Source organism: Rickettsia endosymbiont of Oedothorax gibbosus (genome assembly GCF_936269705.1).
Lineage (GTDB): Bacteria > Pseudomonadota > Alphaproteobacteria > Rickettsiales > Rickettsiaceae > Tisiphia.
Genome location: NZ_OW370493.1, coordinates 273350 through 290449, shown reverse-complemented (window position 1 = coordinate 290449; position 17100 = coordinate 273350). Strand labels below are relative to the sequence as shown.

The window sequence follows — 17100 nt, the reverse complement described above, 5'->3', positions numbered from 1 at the left end:
CTTTTTGGTTAAAACTGATCGGAAACAGCAATTCCAAATGGCTTTGTTCGGAAGGGTACAATTTTTCTTAATTTAGACATAATTATCCCATTTTCACAGAAACACAGCTACCAAATGAATTCCACTGATTGATAATATTTGCTATAGTTACTCCTTCTAATTTTTGTGAGTCTGTGTTTTGAGTTAGTAATGATGAACCAATACACCTTTTAATACGAGAAATTTGGGATTCAACCAACGCTCTTTTGCCATAACCATATTTATTTTTTATGAAATGCATAAACACTGCCTTTATCTTTAATATATTGCACTATTTTATCATGCCATGCTGTAGCATTCTGGTCATGAACCACAGCATGCTTCGGTGGTGGAATCACTGGTGTAATGCCTTGGTCGTTTAGGCGTTGAGTACCAGCAATACTATAATACCCACCATCAGCAATTAGCTTCTTAATCTCTAGTCCCTCAGGTATTAGTTGATCCAAACCTTCAATATCCGAACTCTCATAATCTGTAATTTCAATCGCATGCACATTCATCTCAGGATCAATTGCAATGTGCATTTTCTTCCAGGGCTTATTGTTGCATGGCTTATTATATTTTGTTTCATACCAATGACTGGCTTTACCAAAACTAAGACCGGTACTATCAACTATTAAATCTATTGATTCTCCATTGTTAATTCTTTGGCATAATTTATTACAAAATTGCTTCACCTTTATTGGTACATTAGCAAATAAATCACACAAATGACCAAAACTCGGAACTGCTATATCAAGATTTTTGCTTTTCCAAAGATCCTCAAGATAACCAGTTATTTGCCTTTGTCCCCAGACAAATAAGCGATATAAGGTATAAATAAACTGAACATATGGTGTGAGATATGTAGGTAGCCTTCCAGATTCTCCTTTAATGTATGGCATCTCATTGATAAAGAGAGATTTTATATCTCCCTTAGGAAAATAAAGACTAATCATTCCTCTCTTTCTTAAACTTTGGTTATATTGAGTCCAGTTTATAACTTTATATTTTGGCTTTTCTCTTTTTCTTACTACACCTAGTTTAACTCTTTCTTTATGTGGCATTTTTCCAGCTTCTAAATATTAGATCCTTACAATTATAATTCAAAAAATAAATTCTTGAAATTATTATTTCCTACCCTTCCGAACAAAGCCTATCTCAAATACTTCACTTAAAATAACGCAAGAAATTTTTCAAACCATGAGTCAATCATTTATTATTGCATTTTCAGCAATTCATTAATTTTATTAATAGACATACCTGTCATCTTAGCAATTGACTCCACAGAATTGCCATTCTTTAACAGCAGCTTTACCAACTCAGCTTTACCCTCAGCTTTACCCTCAGCTTTACCTATTTGGATGCCTCTAAACTCACCTTCTTCGATATATTTCTGTGCGATAGTTCTCATGATATTACCTTTTTCTTCTTCTGATAAATATTTGGCTAGTACTTGCTCTAATTCTGCTTGCCTCTCCTCAGAAAGCTTTGCGTCAGTGTACCATAAAAACGATTTTATGTAAATATACCCTTTTTCCTTATCTACTAAAATCTCTAGGGAAAATGTTTGTAAAAACTTTTCCCATAATGCAACCATATCACGCTGATGAATGTGCTTCATCACATATTCCATCATCCCTAAATGTTTTTTCTGTACTATCTCATCATTCGACATGCTCTGTAAATCTACTAAGTGATAATCTGACACCATTAATTCTTTAGCTTGTACTGGATCAACAAATAATTCCCATAAATTCATTGGAGCATTATACACTTCTCTGCCATTATACATTATCATGCTGTAGATTAATGGTAGCTTATCTTTATTCTTCTTATGTCGTTCACACAGTAGTAGGGCATATCTCCATAAACGCAGTGCCATCCAATAATCTACTGTTGATTGATGGTCTAACAAAATGTAGATGAAGGCACTATCGTCACTTTTAGTTTTAACAGAGTACACTATATCACTAAATTTCTCTTGCAACGTTTCTTCAATATAACTTTCCTTTTCTATAGTGATACGTCAATTCGGGATAAGGATATTGTGAACATGTAGATTAAAATCAAATTTTGTTGAAGGTTTATTTTTCTTTAATGAGTAAGCAACAAGAGTAGATAATATATGGACAAAGGCATTTATTGGTGATCTATGTCTAGTATGTTCAAGGTTCATTTTATTTTTTAGATAATCAAAAACTGTTTCAATTAAGTTACGCTTTCGAAGTAAGATTTTTTCTTTCAAATCCATTAATTTATTTTCCATATTCTTCTTAATTCCATGAATCATTTTTAAGCCTCTTTCATATAAATTTAAGAACAAATTTTGCTTAATATAACCTTTATCAGCTGCTATAATTCCAGTTAATCTTTTTGTTAACTCCGGTACTGGAACCCTATCATCTACATTGCCTTTGGTCACTTTTAATGCCATAAACTCCCCTTTATTATTGATTATTACATGTAATTTAAAACCATAAAAATACCCCATAGAGGATTTACTATGTTTGGCTAATCCTTTAAAAACTTTATTGCTATAACGCCTTTTATTGTGACAAGCTTTAATCGTTGTAGAGTCAATAAAATAAATACCTGTTTCCTCACCAAACAACAAATGAATCAACATATTTAGCGGTATGAATAATCGTGCCATTAATTCAACAAATCTATTATAACTCAAGGCTTTGGGAAAATCATCCTTATGCATGCACTCTATATAACTTTTATAGAAAAATTTAAAATTCTTAGCATAGGATGTATGAAACATAATTATTATTGTTAACATTTCACTTAGACTCATGCTACAACAGCGATTTCTTTGCTTATTTGATGGTAATAACTTTCTCTGTTCATACTCCAAATAAATTTTACAAAAATCATCTATAAAACTATATAATTCTGTGATATCTTTTTTCATGCCTGTAGTTTGTTTTTTTGTTTAAAAATATAAATACTGCAGGCACTCCTTTTTGACAATCCTTTTATCTATTACTATTTCATCTATATCTTATCCCGAACTGACGTAGTGATCTTTGATAAATCTAACTTTTCTTTAAAATCACTTGGTAAATAATACTCTAAGAATTCTTTGGCAGCTATTTCATTGCTCATGATCCGCTTAAACAGCTTGTCATGCTTAAGTTTTTTTGTCATTTTACTAACTTAGCTTGTTAATTTATTACTGCACCAACATTTGATCGCTTTTCTTTAAGTATCTTATATACAGCAGCACGACTGATACTCATTTTTTTAGCTAAAACCGTGCCGCAAATACCTTGATCATAATATTGTAATAATTGCTTTCTATCAACCCTACGTTTAGCTCCAAATTTTACGCCCTTAACAGTATCTTTAGTACTTTTTCTATTGTGTACTAACTTATCAGTTAGTACACATCAAATAGATATCCAAAAGTAACTTGCATCACTAAACCTACATCCTGTAAATACACTACTTCTAGTAAACAACTCTATACTACAGAGAAGGACCTTCGAACTCCTTTGATATTACTCTTTGCTGGGCAGCAAATTTATCTCTCCCTTGCTGTATATGTTCTCGAGGAAAAAACTCATTATTCTCATGCACCTTTAATGCATAATCTAGTAACTTTAACTGACATGTAAATGATTTCCCGTCTATTATCATCTCTTTGCCTGAGTGAATATCATTTAAATGCTGCTTTAGCCTATCAATTACATGGCTATGATATTGATGCGTTAAACTTTGTAACGCACTAGCACTATGTGTAGAATGCTTAATTGTATTAGTTATCTGTCTAGGTTGCATTGCAGTTCTATCAATATATGATCCTAATTTATTCAACTGTTCAAATACATTGTTTCTCTCATTACGATAAGCATGGTTTATAGATTTTAACAGACTACTGCCATTATAATTATACTCCTTATAATCATGCCCATGTTCCTTACAATTAACGTGTAAACTAGCTAGATATTTCTGCTCGTGTTCTAAGGCTTTAAACGCTTGCTCCGGCGTTTTAGCTCTTTGCTTAGCTTTTACTAATTCTCCAAGCTTAGCAAAAGTATAATATTTATCTCTCACACTTAAGGTGGTCCCCTTTGTCTAGACAAAAATTTAGATAAATAGAAATATAATTCACAAAAATTAAATTGTTGTTTTTATACAATATTTTTTTCAAAATATACACATTCTGGAGTTTTATAATCCAAAGCTTGATGCATCCTTTGTCTATTATAAAAGTCCATATATTCGTTAATTGCTGTCTTTGCCTCCTTTACTGTTGTTAAAATAATCCGATAAATTTTTTCCTGTTTTAATGATCGCCAAAAACGTTCAATAAAAATATTATCTAAGGCTCGTCCCTTACCATCCATACTAATCAAGATATTATGTAGCTTTAGCATACTAATACCAATTGCAATAATTAACACGGTGTGTTTATCCAGTCTCTATACATAATTGATTTTACTAAATCTACATTATGAGCAAATTGATTCCAAGCGTAACAAGCCATAGTGACGATATCTTCATATACACCATAACATTGGTTAGACAAGAAATGATTTTTGATCCATTCCCAAACTTGTTCCATTGCATTAAGTTCCGGTGCATAGGGCGGAAGCGGTATCAAAGTGATATTGCTTGGCACAGTTAGTTTTTTGGCTGTGTGCCAACCTGCATTATCCGTTAGTAAAGCTATATGTCGGTTGCCTTGAATACTGCGAGAAAGCTCTTCTAAGAATTTATTCATTGCCTGTGTGTTTGCATATGGTAAAATTAATGCAAAAGCTTCTCCTGTATCATGGCAAGCAGCTCCATAAATATATGTTGAAATGAATTGCTGTTGCCGAACTTTACGGGGTCTAGTGCCACGCTTAGCCCATATACGAGTTAAGCTACCTTGTTGCCCAACTCGAGTTTCATCCTGAGACCATATATCAACTTTACATCTATCGATATTTTTTGGTAATAATTTTGTTAACATGTCTGGGAAGTTTTTTTATATGTATTTTGAGTCTCTTGATTTGACTTTGGATGCATTGAACGAGAAGTAATCCAGCTAAAACCAAGGCGGTGCATAGTATTGTAGACTGTTTTTAAAGCGCATTTAGCACCATATTCCTCAAGTAACATGATATGTAGCTCCTTTCCAGTTATATACCCACCAGTTTTACTTTCACTGAGCGTATTGATTTTATCAAAAAGAGCAGACTCTTGTATAGTGTTAATCTTCCTAGGGGCGCCGCTTCTTTGTGATTCAAATAATCCTTCAAAACCATGATTCCTAAATCTTCTGAGCCATGATTGCACAGTTTTCCAGTGTGACTTCACTATTTCAGATATGGCTTTTAAAGATTTGCCTAATTGAAGGTGATACATCGCCAATAAACGTATACGATTTCGACCATGCGGCTCATGTTTCATCATTTTTATAAAATCATGACCATGAAAACCTTGTGGTAATATTAACCTAGCCATTTGAGTACCTTTATCAGTTAAAAACCCATTTTACACCACTGCGTTAATTATTGCAATTGGTATAATAAAATTCTCCGAGGTAAATTGTACTCCTTGATCAGTATTAAATATTTTTGGCATACCATATTTTTCTATAGCGTCTTCAAGGGCTGTTACACAAAATTCACTTTCCAAACTAATGGAGATTCGCCAACTTAGAATATAACGACTATACCAGTCAATAATAGCTACTAAATATACGAACCCTTGGCTCAGTCTTATATACGTTATATCTGCACTCCAAACCTGGTTTGGCAATACTATTTCTAATCCTTTTAGTAAATAAGGATATATTTTATGCACTTGATTCCTCTTGCTTAAATTTATTTTAGGATAAACAGCTTCAAGACCCATTATCTTGTAGTAACGTCTAACAGCTTTACGACCTACCGAAAAACCTTGGGCTTGTAAATATTTAGCCATCCGCCGCATACCATAATATGGATGCATAGTATAGGTCTCATCAATTATTGCCATAATCTTGATATCTTGTTCACTAATACCAGTAGGTTGATAGTAATAGGTTGACCTGCTAATATCCAATAACTTACACTGTTGTACAATTGTTAACTTATTATGATTAGGCTCTATCATATTACACCTAACCTTTAATTCCAAACAATGCAGATTTTTTTTTGAGCCAGTCACTAAGGTGGTCCCCTTTGTCTAGACAAAGGGGACCACCTTAAATACTCTGTTCATGTTCATCTCTGTATCATGATCAATTATACCTTTAATCATTGATCCTACTTCTGAAGATGAACAACTTTTTAATTGTGAATAAATACATAATGATTTCTTATCAACATGCCAATAAATCATTACTCCTCGACTTTGATAACGGTGATGCCACTCATTAATAAGATTTTGATCCCAACTACTTATCTTTGTTGAATCGCATGCTACTGATGTTGTTGCTTCTCCCCAAATATCTGGATTACGTATTTTGAGAATATTGTTAATAATTAGACGAATAGAGTTTCTAACATTTGTAGCATTAATATACCTCTTCTTAATATAACGTAAATCGCTGTAATTAACATCACCATTGGCAATACTTATTCTCTTCAATCCTGTATTGCTACCTATACCATATAAACACAATAGAAGTCTTTTTCTAAGGCCTGACGGTTCAATACTACTACTTTTAGCAATAGTTTCCATTTGATGTGTAAAATTGGTAAGTAGATCAGTTTCTTTTAAAATATCAATAAGGTTTATACTTGACCACCTACCTGTAATTTCCTTTTGTAGTGCAATGATGTTATTTGGATCTTTTTGTGCTTCTGATGGGGTAATAGTAATATTCTTCCCAACAGTACTTGTCTTGATTTTAACAAGATTATTATTAGGTATTTTGCTATTTAGATTTTCTAAACCCCTTTCTAAGGTATTTTGTAACTTTGTAATAAACTCCTTATCATCTAAAGGTAGACCAAGTTCTTGATAATATTGTTGCTTTTTTTGTTCAAAATCTTTTGGTATATCTTCTTCAGGATTTCTATATCGATAACTTCTTTTAATCCATATTGCTTTGAAGTTTAAAAAACGCTTCAATTCTTCTAAAACGGCAAGCTCATAGTTATATTTATTAACTTTAATCACATCTTTATCTACTTGAACAACCATTGGATGCCAATTTGTAGGTATTATACCTTCAATAGGCGGCTCCGTTTCATAATACTCTGAGTCTGATTCATTCCAGTACTTATACCAATTGCAATAATTAACACGGTGTGTTTATCCAGTCTCTATACATAATTGATTTTACTAAATCTACATTATGAGCAAATTGATTCCAAGCGTAACAAGCCATAGTGACGATATCTTCATATACACCATAACATTGGTTAGACAAGAAATGATTTTTGATCCATTCCCAAACTTGTTCCATTGCATTAAGTTCCGGTGCATAGGGCGGAAGCGGTATCAAAGTGATATTGCTTGGCACAGTTAGTTTTTTGGCTGTGTGCCAACCTGCATTATCCGTTAGTAAAGCTATATGTCGGTTGCCTTGAATACTGCGAGAAAGCTCTTCTAAGAATTTATTCATTGCCTGTGTGTTTGCATATGGGGGGAGTAGACGTAATAGTCACCTATTACGCCCCTCGTTAGAACCGCATCGTGCCCTATTAAGGCAATGGGCTCAAGATATCATCATTTACACGGTATGCTCACTGAAACATGACATGATATACTTTTACCTTTGGCAAAGGATGGCGTGTAATAAAAAGTCTAAATTGTTCCCAGTTAAATGATTTCTTCTGACTGCGTCTATTTAGCCATTTGAACATTATTTTAACCGCCTTCCATATGAAACCATTTACGGCATCGCAATTGTGCGACACTCCATAATATTGGATATGTCCTCTAAGCTTACTGCAAAAGATTGTCCATATGATAGGTAGTTTGTATTTGTTTCTAATGCCTTTACACCAATCATTAACTTTCTTTAACTTGGTGCTTATCCTTTTTCCACTGCTCTTTAACTTAGGTATTATTCTACCATTCCTAGACTTTCCCAGATAAAAGGTAAATCCTAGAAAATCAAAGGACTCCTGTTTTATGCCTCGAGACAACTGGTTCTTTGAAAATCTGACCAATTTGGTCTTTTCTTCATTAAGTTTAAGTTTGTACTTTTCAAGTCGTTTCACAAGAACTACTTTAATCTTCTTTGCATCCTCTTCATATCTACAGCATATCACTGCATCGTCACAGTAGCGAAATAATTCTACCGTACCACTGCAATGCTGGGTTACTACTTTTTTAATCCATTCATCTAGTACATAGTGAGCAAATATATTCGCAAGTATGGGGCTTACAATACTTCCTGCAATTACCCCTTCTTCTAGGATAGTTAACTCTCCATCAGATAATACTCCCGCCTTAAACATACGGATTAAATACCTAATTAGCCTCTCATCCTGAACCTTCTCCCGTAATATTTCGATCAATATCTTCCTATCCAATGTACCAAAAAAAGTTCGCTAAGTCTAAGTCTATTATGCTCTCAACCTCATTTTCATAAAGATGTTTAGAAAGCTCCCTTACTGCATCATGACATCCAATCCCTGCCCTGAAACCGTAGGAACACTTAAGGAATAATGGCTCATAGATATTTTCAAGTACCTTCTTCATCATCTTTTGGCAAAGCTTATCTTCAAAATTGCTAATCCCTAAAGTCCTATACTTACCCGGGCTTCCTTCCTTTGGTATCTTTACCTCTAGTATATTCCCTGGTTTATATACCATGTTCTTTAGTTTCTTAACCAATTCTCTGATATTTTCTGTAAGGTTTAAGCTATAGCTCGATTTGTCCATACCATCTGTTCCCACCGCTCTATTTACATCAAGCTCTTGGTAACATTTGGTAAGTGCTTCTTCATTAAATAAATGCATGAGATTGTTAAATCTCTTGCCCTTATCCTGTGAGGATAACCATGCTATTCTTTTTAGTTTCGTTTCTGTATTTATTTGATATTCTGTTGTTATCATAACATTTCCCTAAAAAGATCGATTTTACCCAGGATCCTTCGCTCCACAAACTTTCCTCTGCTTCAACACTACTATGATCCATCCGACTTCCTATATCCCCTCTCAGCTCCCTTGGGTTTTACTCTTGTCGGCTGATACTTCAAAAAAAATGGAAGAGAATATAGGATATCCCACGTTCATAGATAAACTTTTATTACATGCCATGCTCTCCGACCCCGGAAACCTAAACCTATATCTGCCTAATTTACGATATAGATAATGTTGCATTCCTTTATCTTAACAAAGTCTGCGATCTCATATAACATTTTTAACGTGGCTCAATCACTACGGCCTGTAATATCTCTGCCTACGCTTAGCATAATTGTTGCCAATTTCTGCCCAAGGCTCGATACTTAGTGTGCTAGGTCAACACTTCTAAGACTGTTCTTTCAACAACTAGTTTATCTACACTTCGTGGCGCACTAAAATTAATGCAAAAGCTTCTCCTGTATCATGGCAAGCAGCTCCATAAATATATGTTGAAATGAATTGCTGTTGCCGAACTTTACGGGGTCTAGTGCCACGCTTAGCCCATATACGAGTTAAGCTACCTTGTTGCCCAACTCGAGTTTCATCCTGAGACCATATATCAACTTTACATCTATCGATATTTTTTGGTAATAATTTTGTTAACATGTCTGGGAAGTTTTTTTATATGTATTTTGAGTCTCTTGATTTGACTTTGGATGCATTGAACGAGAAGTAATCCAGCTAAAACCAAGGCGGTGCATAGTATTGTAGACTGTTTTTAAAGCGCATTTAGCACCATATTCCTCAAGTAACATGATATGTAGCTCCTTTCCAGTTATATACCCACCAGTTTTACTTTCACTGAGCGTATTGATTTTATCAAAAAGAGCAGACTCTTGTATAGTGTTAATCTTCCTAGGGGCGCCGCTTCTTTGTGATTCAAATAATCCTTCAAAACCATGATTCCTAAATCTTCTGAGCCATGATTGCACAGTTTTCCAGTGTGACTTCACTATTTCAGATATGGCTTTTAAAGATTTGCCTAATTGAAGGTGATACATCGCCAATAAACGTATACGATTTCGACCATGCGGCTCATGTTTCATCATTTTTATAAAATCATGACCATGAAAACCTTGTGGTAATATTAACCTAGCCATTTGAGTACCTTTATCAGTTAAAAACCCATTTTACACCACTGCGTTAATTATTGCAATTGGTATTATTAATAAATTCAACAGCTTTTAAAATCGGTTGATAACTAGAGTGATCTTCTTTTAACTGAAAAGTTTGTAGTATTGGTAGTAGTGTGGTTCTACTTCCATACGCATACTTTGAATGAATCTTATTTTGTACCTGTTGTTGATACCATTTACCGCGTTGCTGTAAATCAGTAATTATTGCTTCTAGTTTTTCTTTAGAAACTTCAGGGTAAATCTTATCTTCAATTGTACTTTTAGGATTGTTAATTGATAAAGATGCTAATTTCTCTAGAATATCAAATTTTCCATCAACACGCTTAACCTCCTTTACAATATAGTTATCTACGTATTTTTCAGAACTAGAACGCATACGTTTTATAAGCTTAATTAATGTATCAGCTAAACTATCTAATATTAGCTGCAATCTTATATAACAGAATATTGCCATAGTCGCATATTTTGCCACAGGGCTAAACTCTAAAATATTACTAGGCGATAAATCCATGATACGATCATAATATTTCAGCAGTAATTTTCTATCTACTAAATCTACAATCGATTTGGGCAAAGTAATTTGTTTTAATAAAGCGATCTTATCCAAAGCAAAATTAACATTTTTTAGCCTAACCCCAGGTATATCATTTTTTAACTCTGATAATTCTATAATACCATTCTTTGACTGTTCGCTTTGTTCAAGGATTTGCTCAATCAAATAACAGTTATCTTGACTTAAACTTTTAAATATCTTTTCAAAAAATTTTTGTTCAAATTGATGCTTTGCTGAAGCAACATAACGATCCAACTGTTTTTTCTTGAATAGTACAATTTTATTTTGGTCAAAAAATAACCTAGTCTGCTCCATTAATAATTCATTAGATGGATAATGAGGTAGAATATTATTTGTTAGATATTCTGTAAATATTAAAACATCATTATTATTTGCTTGGCGATATCCCAAATATTTTCTAATATCCTGATGATATCTTTCGGCTGTTCTACCGCTCCAATTAAATTTTGAAAGAATAGACTCTTCAATATCCAACTCTGAAGCAATGGCTGATATTAATTTTAATGATATTACGTCAGTTCGGGATAAGATATAGATGAAATAGTAATAGATAAAAGGATTGTCAAAAAGGAGTGCCTGCAGTATTTATATTTTTAAACAAAAAAACAAACTACAGGCATGAAAAAAGATATCACAGAATTATATAGTTTTATAGATGATTTTTGTAAAATTTATTTGGAGTATGAACAGAGAAAGTTATTACCATCAAATAAGCAAAGAAATCGCTGTTGTAGCATGAGTCTAAGTGAAATGTTAACAATAATAATTATGTTTCATACATCCTATGCTAAGAATTTTAAATTTTTCTATAAAAGTTATATAGAGTGCATGCATAAGGATGATTTTCCCAAAGCCTTGAGTTATAATAGATTTGTTGAATTAATGGCACGATTATTCATACCGCTAAATATGTTGATTCATTTGTTGTTTGGTGAGGAAACAGGTATTTATTTTATTGACTCTACAACGATTAAAGCTTGTCACAATAAAAGGCGTTATAGCAATAAAGTTTTTAAAGGATTAGCCAAACATAGTAAATCCTCTATGGGGTATTTTTATGGTTTTAAATTACATGTAATAATCAATAATAAAGGGGAGTTTATGGCATTAAAAGTGACCAAAGGCAATGTAGATGATAGGGTTCCAGTACCGGAGTTAACAAAAAGATTAACTGGAATTATAGCAGCTGATAAAGGTTATATTAAGCAAAATTTGTTCTTAAATTTATATGAAAGAGGCTTAAAAATGATTCATGGAATTAAGAAGAATATGGAAAATAAATTAATGGATTTGAAAGAAAAAATCTTACTTCGAAAGCGTAACTTAATTGAAACAGTTTTTGATTATCTAAAAAATAAAATGAACCTTGAACATACTAGACATAGATCACCAATAAATGCCTTTGTCCATATATTATCTACTCTTGTTGCTTACTCATTAAAGAAAAATAAACCTTCAACAAAATTTGATTTTAATCTACATGTTCACAAATATCCTTATCCCGAATTGACGTATATTGGTTTTTCTTCTGCTGCAGGGAATTTAATGTGAGACCGAAAATAAATTAACATTACTCCAAAAGCTAGTTGATTGATTTTACCAGTTTTTGTGTTGCATAGATTAAAATCTTCTAATGATAGTAAATTTGACATATATTATTTTGTATATTCCTAGAATACCTAATGTCGGTACTATTTACGAACAATACTACCTATAATTAAATATTATGAGCTATATCTTTTAATATAAATATCAAAAAGTGTCAACAATATTCTTTTAGGAACTTAAAAAGTTAGAACTTTGCATTAAATGTGGCGGCTCATCGCAGCTACCTTAACACTGGTCCGATAAAAAATATCCGGTAATTTCTGATATTTGGCAACGTAATTGGTCTGGGATAATACCGTTTTTTGCCTTTCCTGAAGAGAACAGAAAGGTAATTTATACTACTAACACTATAGAATCTGTAAATCGTCAAATTAGAAAAATTATCAAAAATAAGGGGGTGTTTCCAGATGATAAGTCAATTCAAAAAATAATATTTTTATCCCTACAAAATGCAGCCAAAAAATGGACCATGCCTATTAAAGATTGGTCTTTAGCTTTAAATCAATTTGAAATACTTTGTGGAGATTTTAAATATGATTTATTGGAAAATAAAAAATGAACTTTGTGAGTAGACCTAACCAATTGCTTGGTTAAGCCCCTCCTCAGAACCGGACATGCAGAGCTACCGCATCCGGCTCCCGAAAGGTAAGATAGGCTTGTACCCTATTTTTTTTTGTTGGTTTTAGAACATTGAAATGGTCTTCCACTTATTTGGAAAGTCGACCCTTTTGAGTATTTCAGCTAATCTTTGCCAATTCATCTTACGCTTCCCACCCATTCTATTAAACCACCCATATATTGCTCGCCTAGTTTGGTGAATAAATGAACTTACTCGTCTTTGATTATCTGATATACCATGATAATTGATCCACCCCTTTGTAGCTCTAATGACTTGCAATAATATCTGTTCTTTGCCCCTCTCATTAAGGTGACTTCGTAGATATTCTCTTAGCCCTTTAAGCTTCTCGGTAAATCGATCTTTCCTTGTGGTATATTTTAATCTCCATATGTTACCAAACCTTGATTTACCCCAATAGCAAGTAAAGCCAAGAAAATTATAACTCTTGATCTTCTTACCTTGCTTAGCTAAGTCCTCAGCATGGTATCTACCGGACTGAATCATCTGCGATTTAGCTTCATTGATGTTCAAGCCATACTTGTTTAATCTTTTGGGCAAAACCTCATAAAACTTCCTCGCGTCTTCTTCATTCTCAAAGACGAACACCATATCGTCACAATACCTCACCATTCCAGTTTGCCCTCTTATGTTTTCCTTGCTGATTTTAGCAAACCAACAGTCAATAACATAATGTAGGAAGACATTTGCCAAAATTGGTGATGTTTTAGACCCTTGGCGGCATCCTTCCTTGTTAGTAACTGTAATGCCGTTTTCTATAATTGGTGTTTCCATCAGTTTCATAACTAGTCTTAGGAATCTTTTGTCAGATATTCTCTTTCTTAGGAATCCCATCAACTCAGAATGTTTGATTGAATTGAAGCACTTAGTTATATCAATTTCAACTACAGCTCCTTTATTGAAGTTATACGTAAGTCTATTCAACTCCTTAAGTGCATCATGGGCGTTTAATTTAGGTCGAAACCCGTAAGAACATTTTAAGAATATTGGCTCGAACACTGAGTTTAATATCTTGCTTACTGCCGACTCGATTATCTTGTCTTCAAAGCATGATATTACCAAAGGTCTTTTGCCTCCATCTTCTTTTGGAATCAATGTAATTCGTGCAGGTTTAGCTTGATATTGCCCCTTGCGAATTTTAGTAAGGAGCGAGAGCAAATTTGCTTCCAACTTCTTACCATAAACCGCTTTGGTTATACCATCTATTCCTACAGCTTTCTTGCTATCAAGTTCCTTATATTGTTCTTCTAACATCTTTAAATCAATAATATGTCCAAGATTATTAAACTTTATGTCTTGATTTTGTGATGATAGCAACTTTATACGCTCAAGTTTCGTTGACCATGTATTTCCGTCTATGCTGTGTACGGTCATTGTTTCCCTCTTACGTTCTTACCTTTCTGTCAGCCCTTCGCTCCACTCCCATTACGAAGCTTCATCACTACTACAACTGACTCAGCCATCCTTAACACCATCTCCAAAGCCTTATGTTTCGGCACTTGTACTTTGAATACTTACTTAACTCAGTAAGAGTTATAAGGACTTCTCAAGTTGTGTCATTAATCTCTACAAACTCGCTGACGCCTGAGACCCCGATGGTTGAAAACTTTCGGATTTTCGCTAGTTTGACCTCTAGTTTTCTCTTGTCTACTGCGTTGTGTAGCACATCGACTTCCACTACCAATATCATTTCAGGGCTATCACGTTCACCATTTGGTTTCGGCTCGGATGTTTCGCTGTCTACGCTTTACTACTGTCGTTACCTTCAGCAGCACAAGACTCGCTATATGGTGGAGCTAGCTACTCCTTCCATAACAGGACTTTCACCCGTAAGATTAATGCACCTTATCTTGACGCACACACAAATTAAATGATTGACTCTTGAAAAATTATTAGTGATAACTGCTATTGCTTCAGCTTTAATAGTCAAAAATGGAATAATACAAAATGCCTTAAATCCCATCCGAATAAAACGGTACAAAACCATTGAAAGACAATTGTTTTCATTATTTACCTATGGCTTTGATCATATCAAAAATGCTTTTTATCAATCTACAACAGCCATAACGCAGCTAATATCCACATTATTAATACCTCCCAAACAAAAACTTTTTTCTATCCTAATACCATCTTTACAAAAATTGTAGGGTACTATGGGCTGTTACACAAAATTCACTTTCCAAACTAATGGAGATTCGCCAACTTAGAATATAACGACTATACCAGTCAATAATAGCTACTAAATATACGAACCCTTGGCTCAGTCTTATATACGTTATATCTGCACTCCAAACCTGGTTTGGCAATACTATTTCTAATCCTTTTAGTAAATAAGGATATATTTTATGCACTTGATTCCTCTTGCTTAAATTTATTTTAGGATAAACAGCTTCAAGACCCATTATCTTGTAGTAACGTCTAACAGCTTTACGACCTACCGAAAAACCTTGGGCTTGTAAATATTTAGCCATCCGCCGCATACCATAATATGGATGCATAGTATAGGTCTCATCAATTATTGCCATAATCTTGATATCTTGTTCACTAATACCAGTAGGTTGATAGTAATAGGTTGACCTGCTAATATCCAATAACTTACACTGTTGTACAATTGTTAACTTATTATGATTAGGCTCTATCATATTACACCTAACCTTTAATTCCAAACAATGCAGATTTTTTTTTGAGCCAGTCACACTCAACGCTTAACTGACCAATTTGCTCATATAGATTCTTGATTAACCCCTGCTGATTTGGATCAGCACTCTGTGTTTTATTCTTAAAACCTTGTACTAACAACTCAAGACCTTGTTTTTTCCAGTTACTTATCTGTGTTGCATGAACACCATACTTACTGGTTATCTGGGCTATTGTTAGCTCTCCCTTAATTGCTTCTATGACAATTTTGGCTTTCTCCTCAGCACTATATTGCCTTACTTGTTTTTTCATCTCTAGCTCTCCTTGTTTGCTAAAGAATTCTATCTCATTTTTCTTATTTTTCTGTCCAAAATATTGGAACCATTATACTAACAGCAATATCTGTTAATTCATACTCTATTTCTGCTATACCTAAATACTTAGCAAGGGGAACATAGATTCTGAGCGTTTCACTAGCTTTCTTTTTTTGCTTTATTTGTGGCATGTGTCGTATTGTACGCAAGTTATGTAATCTATCTATTAACTTAATAAGAATTGCTTCTTTAGATTGTTTACCACAGATAAGCTTCAATACTATTTCCTCTTCTGTTAACTGATATGTATTAATTGAATCATTGAGTTTTGTAACCTTACTTACTAGTTGAGAAATATTGTGATTAAAGAGAAAGGTAATTTTTTCTAAAGAAAATTCAGTGTCTTCTACAATATCGTGTAATAACGCAGCTATTATTAATTCCGAATTTAGTGACCAGTCTAACATCATGTACGCGACTTCAATTGGATGAGAGTAATACGGTTCTCCTGATTTTCTTTTTTGCACACCATGATATTTTTTAGCATAGTAGATAGCTTGTGTTATTTTAACAATATCTAGTGTATTATTTGCTTTTACATTTAATAACGAGATTTTACTTAACAATCTATCCGAGTAGCAACAAGGGTCAAGTTTTGATTGATAATTATTAATATCCTGCATAAAACTAATTTTTATTGTATTAATGATATATTAATACAATAAGGACTTAAGCAAAAGTACTATTTTCAGTGATATGATGCAAAATATAACAATTATATAAATTTATAAAAACCTTGATCTTATTGGGTATTTAGAACAGTTTTAACCGGTAGCGACAATCTAGACAGCTGACTCCCTAATGGACAGTTGTATAACAGGGATACGCCTATTATTTAGAACGTAAATTATAAAATTAAGACATAATAGTCATAATGTTTCGAATAGCAAATACGTCATAATCAACTGAACGTAATGGATCAAGCTGAAGCTGAAAGAGAATTAAAACATCTATATCTATTTTGAAACTCTGTTGCTTGTTGCTAAGTTATTCATATAATAGACTTCCTGCATAAGTCAAAAATAGTTGAGGGGTTTTTAGAAGAAACGA

At 33.4% G+C, this 17100-nt stretch carries 22 protein-coding genes and 2 pseudogenes; 3 read left to right on the top strand and 21 right to left on the bottom strand.

Annotated elements, in window-relative coordinates; genetic code table 11:
- Positions 1 to 82 precede the first annotated feature (82 nt).
- The 17 genes and pseudogenes from NBW66_RS01615 to NBW66_RS01535 form a co-directional block, all read right to left on the bottom strand.
- A complete protein-coding gene (locus tag NBW66_RS01615; RefSeq protein ID WP_250311546.1) occupies positions 83 to 280 on the bottom strand; it encodes a hypothetical protein in 198 nt (65 codons plus the stop codon).
- Positions 261 to 1085, bottom strand: a complete 825-nt coding sequence (locus NBW66_RS01610) for a transposase (RefSeq protein WP_250311545.1) — start codon at positions 1083 to 1085, stop codon at positions 261 to 263. Before NBW66_RS01610 ends, NBW66_RS01615 begins: the two co-directional genes overlap by 20 nt.
- A gap of 152 nt (positions 1086 to 1237) precedes the next feature.
- The gene (locus NBW66_RS01605) at positions 1238 to 2038 is read right to left on the bottom strand and encodes an Rpn family recombination-promoting nuclease/putative transposase (protein ID WP_348539301.1); all 801 of its coding nucleotides are present in this window, start codon (positions 2036 to 2038) and stop codon (positions 1238 to 1240) included.
- Positions 2039 to 2047: 9 nt separating this feature from the next.
- The gene (locus NBW66_RS01600; RefSeq protein ID WP_250310582.1) at positions 2048 to 2938 is read right to left on the bottom strand and encodes an IS982 family transposase; all 891 of its coding nucleotides are present in this window, start codon (positions 2936 to 2938) and stop codon (positions 2048 to 2050) included.
- 83 nt (positions 2939 to 3021) lie between these two features.
- The gene (locus NBW66_RS01595; protein ID WP_348539285.1) at positions 3022 to 3174 is read right to left on the bottom strand and encodes an Rpn family recombination-promoting nuclease/putative transposase; all 153 of its coding nucleotides are present in this window, start codon (positions 3172 to 3174) and stop codon (positions 3022 to 3024) included.
- Positions 3175 to 3495: 321 nt separating this feature from the next.
- Positions 3496 to 4083: a hypothetical protein gene (locus NBW66_RS01590; RefSeq protein WP_250311544.1), complete on the bottom strand. Its 588-nt coding sequence runs from the start codon at positions 4081 to 4083 to the stop codon at positions 3496 to 3498.
- Between the two features lie 77 nt (positions 4084 to 4160).
- Positions 4161 to 4433 carry an integrase core domain-containing protein gene (locus NBW66_RS01585; protein ID WP_250311543.1) on the bottom strand — a complete coding sequence of 91 codons (273 nt, stop codon included), beginning with the start codon at positions 4431 to 4433 and terminating at the stop codon, positions 4161 to 4163.
- A complete protein-coding gene (locus NBW66_RS01580; RefSeq protein ID WP_250310543.1) occupies positions 4427 to 4987 on the bottom strand; it encodes an IS630 family transposase in 561 nt (186 codons plus the stop codon). Before NBW66_RS01580 ends, NBW66_RS01585 begins: the two co-directional genes overlap by 7 nt.
- Positions 4981 to 5481 (bottom strand): helix-turn-helix domain-containing protein, encoded by a 501-nt coding sequence (locus NBW66_RS01575; protein ID WP_250310542.1) that lies wholly within the window; start codon positions 5479 to 5481, stop codon positions 4981 to 4983. Before NBW66_RS01575 ends, NBW66_RS01580 begins: the two co-directional genes overlap by 7 nt.
- A 30-nt stretch (positions 5482 to 5511) precedes the next feature.
- The gene (locus tag NBW66_RS01570; protein ID WP_284346709.1) at positions 5512 to 6168 is read right to left on the bottom strand and encodes an IS3 family transposase; all 657 of its coding nucleotides are present in this window, start codon (positions 6166 to 6168) and stop codon (positions 5512 to 5514) included.
- Positions 6169 to 6186: 18 nt separating this feature from the next.
- Positions 6187 to 7149: a Tn3 family transposase gene (locus tag NBW66_RS01565; protein WP_250311541.1), complete on the bottom strand. Its 963-nt coding sequence runs from the start codon at positions 7147 to 7149 to the stop codon at positions 6187 to 6189.
- A gap of 97 nt (positions 7150 to 7246) precedes the next feature.
- Positions 7247 to 7579 (bottom strand): annotated as a pseudogene (locus tag NBW66_RS01560) (transposase); the annotation flags it as partial.
- Between the two features lie 115 nt (positions 7580 to 7694).
- Positions 7695 to 8489, bottom strand: coding sequence for a reverse transcriptase domain-containing protein (locus tag NBW66_RS01555; protein WP_250310563.1), 795 nt, complete (start codon positions 8487 to 8489; stop codon positions 7695 to 7697).
- A complete protein-coding gene (locus NBW66_RS01550) occupies positions 8482 to 9015 on the bottom strand; it encodes a reverse transcriptase domain-containing protein (protein WP_250310562.1) in 534 nt (177 codons plus the stop codon). Before NBW66_RS01550 ends, NBW66_RS01555 begins: the two co-directional genes overlap by 8 nt.
- Positions 9016 to 9459: 444 nt before the next feature.
- On the bottom strand, positions 9460 to 9690 hold the full coding sequence (locus tag NBW66_RS01545) for a hypothetical protein (protein ID WP_250310561.1): 231 nt from the start codon (positions 9688 to 9690) through the stop codon (positions 9460 to 9462).
- On the bottom strand, positions 9684 to 10184 hold the full coding sequence (locus NBW66_RS01540) for a helix-turn-helix domain-containing protein (RefSeq protein ID WP_250310542.1): 501 nt from the start codon (positions 10182 to 10184) through the stop codon (positions 9684 to 9686). The genes NBW66_RS01545 and NBW66_RS01540 overlap by 7 nt, the downstream gene beginning before the upstream one ends.
- A gap of 43 nt (positions 10185 to 10227) precedes the next feature.
- The gene (locus NBW66_RS01535; protein WP_284346791.1) at positions 10228 to 11325 is read right to left on the bottom strand and encodes a DUF4158 domain-containing protein; all 1098 of its coding nucleotides are present in this window, start codon (positions 11323 to 11325) and stop codon (positions 10228 to 10230) included.
- A gap of 87 nt (positions 11326 to 11412) precedes the next feature.
- Between NBW66_RS01535 and NBW66_RS01530 the strand changes: the two genes are divergently transcribed.
- Positions 11413 to 12345 carry an IS982 family transposase gene (locus tag NBW66_RS01530; RefSeq protein WP_250311539.1) on the top strand — a complete coding sequence of 311 codons (933 nt, stop codon included), beginning with the start codon at positions 11413 to 11415 and terminating at the stop codon, positions 12343 to 12345.
- 301 nt (positions 12346 to 12646) lie between these two features.
- Positions 12647 to 12961, top strand: a pseudogene (locus NBW66_RS01525) (transposase); the annotation flags it as partial.
- Between the two features lie 123 nt (positions 12962 to 13084).
- Here NBW66_RS01525 and NBW66_RS01520 read toward each other — a convergent pair.
- Entirely contained in the window at positions 13085 to 14413 is a 1329-nt protein-coding gene (locus NBW66_RS01520) for a reverse transcriptase domain-containing protein (RefSeq protein WP_250310618.1), read from the bottom strand.
- A 500-nt stretch (positions 14414 to 14913) separates the two neighbouring features.
- Here NBW66_RS01520 and NBW66_RS01515 point away from each other — a divergent pair, with 500 nt between their 5' ends.
- Positions 14914 to 15186: a hypothetical protein gene (locus tag NBW66_RS01515; protein ID WP_250311538.1), complete on the top strand. Its 273-nt coding sequence runs from the start codon at positions 14914 to 14916 to the stop codon at positions 15184 to 15186.
- Here the strand turns inward: NBW66_RS01515 and NBW66_RS01510 are convergent.
- From NBW66_RS01510 to NBW66_RS01500, 3 genes are read right to left on the bottom strand one after another with little or no spacing between them, the layout of a single operon-like run.
- The gene (locus tag NBW66_RS01510; RefSeq protein ID WP_250311537.1) at positions 15172 to 15681 is read right to left on the bottom strand and encodes an IS3 family transposase; all 510 of its coding nucleotides are present in this window, start codon (positions 15679 to 15681) and stop codon (positions 15172 to 15174) included. The genes NBW66_RS01515 and NBW66_RS01510 overlap by 15 nt on opposite strands.
- Positions 15682 to 15688: 7 nt before the next feature.
- Positions 15689 to 15988 (bottom strand): transposase, encoded by a 300-nt coding sequence (locus tag NBW66_RS01505; RefSeq protein WP_094649795.1) that lies wholly within the window; start codon positions 15986 to 15988, stop codon positions 15689 to 15691.
- Positions 15989 to 16031: 43 nt separating this feature from the next.
- The gene (locus NBW66_RS01500) at positions 16032 to 16673 is read right to left on the bottom strand and encodes an HD domain-containing protein (RefSeq protein ID WP_250311536.1); all 642 of its coding nucleotides are present in this window, start codon (positions 16671 to 16673) and stop codon (positions 16032 to 16034) included.
- Between the last annotated feature and the right edge of the window lie 427 nt (positions 16674 to 17100).

Coding starts and splice junctions, on each gene's coding strand:
- NBW66_RS01615 (WP_250311546.1), bottom strand. CDS start 280: ATGCATTTCATAAAAAATAAATATGGTTATGGCAAAAGAGCGTTGGTT.
- NBW66_RS01610 (WP_250311545.1), bottom strand. CDS start 1,085: ATGCCACATAAAGAAAGAGTTAAACTAGGTGTAGTAAGAAAAAGAGAA.
- NBW66_RS01600 (WP_250310582.1), bottom strand. CDS start 2,938: ATGAAAAAAGATATCACAGAATTATATAGTTTTATAGATGATTTTTGT.
- NBW66_RS01595 (WP_348539285.1), bottom strand. CDS start 3,174: ATGACAAAAAAACTTAAGCATGACAAGCTGTTTAAGCGGATCATGAGC.
- NBW66_RS01580 (WP_250310543.1), bottom strand. CDS start 4,987: ATGTTAACAAAATTATTACCAAAAAATATCGATAGATGTAAAGTTGAT.
- NBW66_RS01575 (WP_250310542.1), bottom strand. CDS start 5,481: ATGGCTAGGTTAATATTACCACAAGGTTTTCATGGTCATGATTTTATA.
- NBW66_RS01565 (WP_250311541.1), bottom strand. CDS start 7,149: ATGGTTGTTCAAGTAGATAAAGATGTGATTAAAGTTAATAAATATAAC.
- NBW66_RS01550 (WP_250310562.1), bottom strand. CDS start 9,015: ATGATAACAACAGAATATCAAATAAATACAGAAACGAAACTAAAAAGA.
- NBW66_RS01545 (WP_250310561.1), bottom strand. CDS start 9,690: ATGTTAACAAAATTATTACCAAAAAATATCGATAGATGTAAAGTTGAT.
- NBW66_RS01540 (WP_250310542.1), bottom strand. CDS start 10,184: ATGGCTAGGTTAATATTACCACAAGGTTTTCATGGTCATGATTTTATA.
- NBW66_RS01530 (WP_250311539.1), top strand. CDS start 11,413: ATGAAAAAAGATATCACAGAATTATATAGTTTTATAGATGATTTTTGT.
- NBW66_RS01520 (WP_250310618.1), bottom strand. CDS start 14,413: ATGACCGTACACAGCATAGACGGAAATACATGGTCAACGAAACTTGAG.
- NBW66_RS01510 (WP_250311537.1), bottom strand. CDS start 15,681: ATGATAGAGCCTAATCATAATAAGTTAACAATTGTACAACAGTGTAAG.
- NBW66_RS01505 (WP_094649795.1), bottom strand. CDS start 15,988: ATGAAAAAACAAGTAAGGCAATATAGTGCTGAGGAGAAAGCCAAAATT.
- NBW66_RS01500 (WP_250311536.1), bottom strand. CDS start 16,673: ATGCAGGATATTAATAATTATCAATCAAAACTTGACCCTTGTTGCTAC.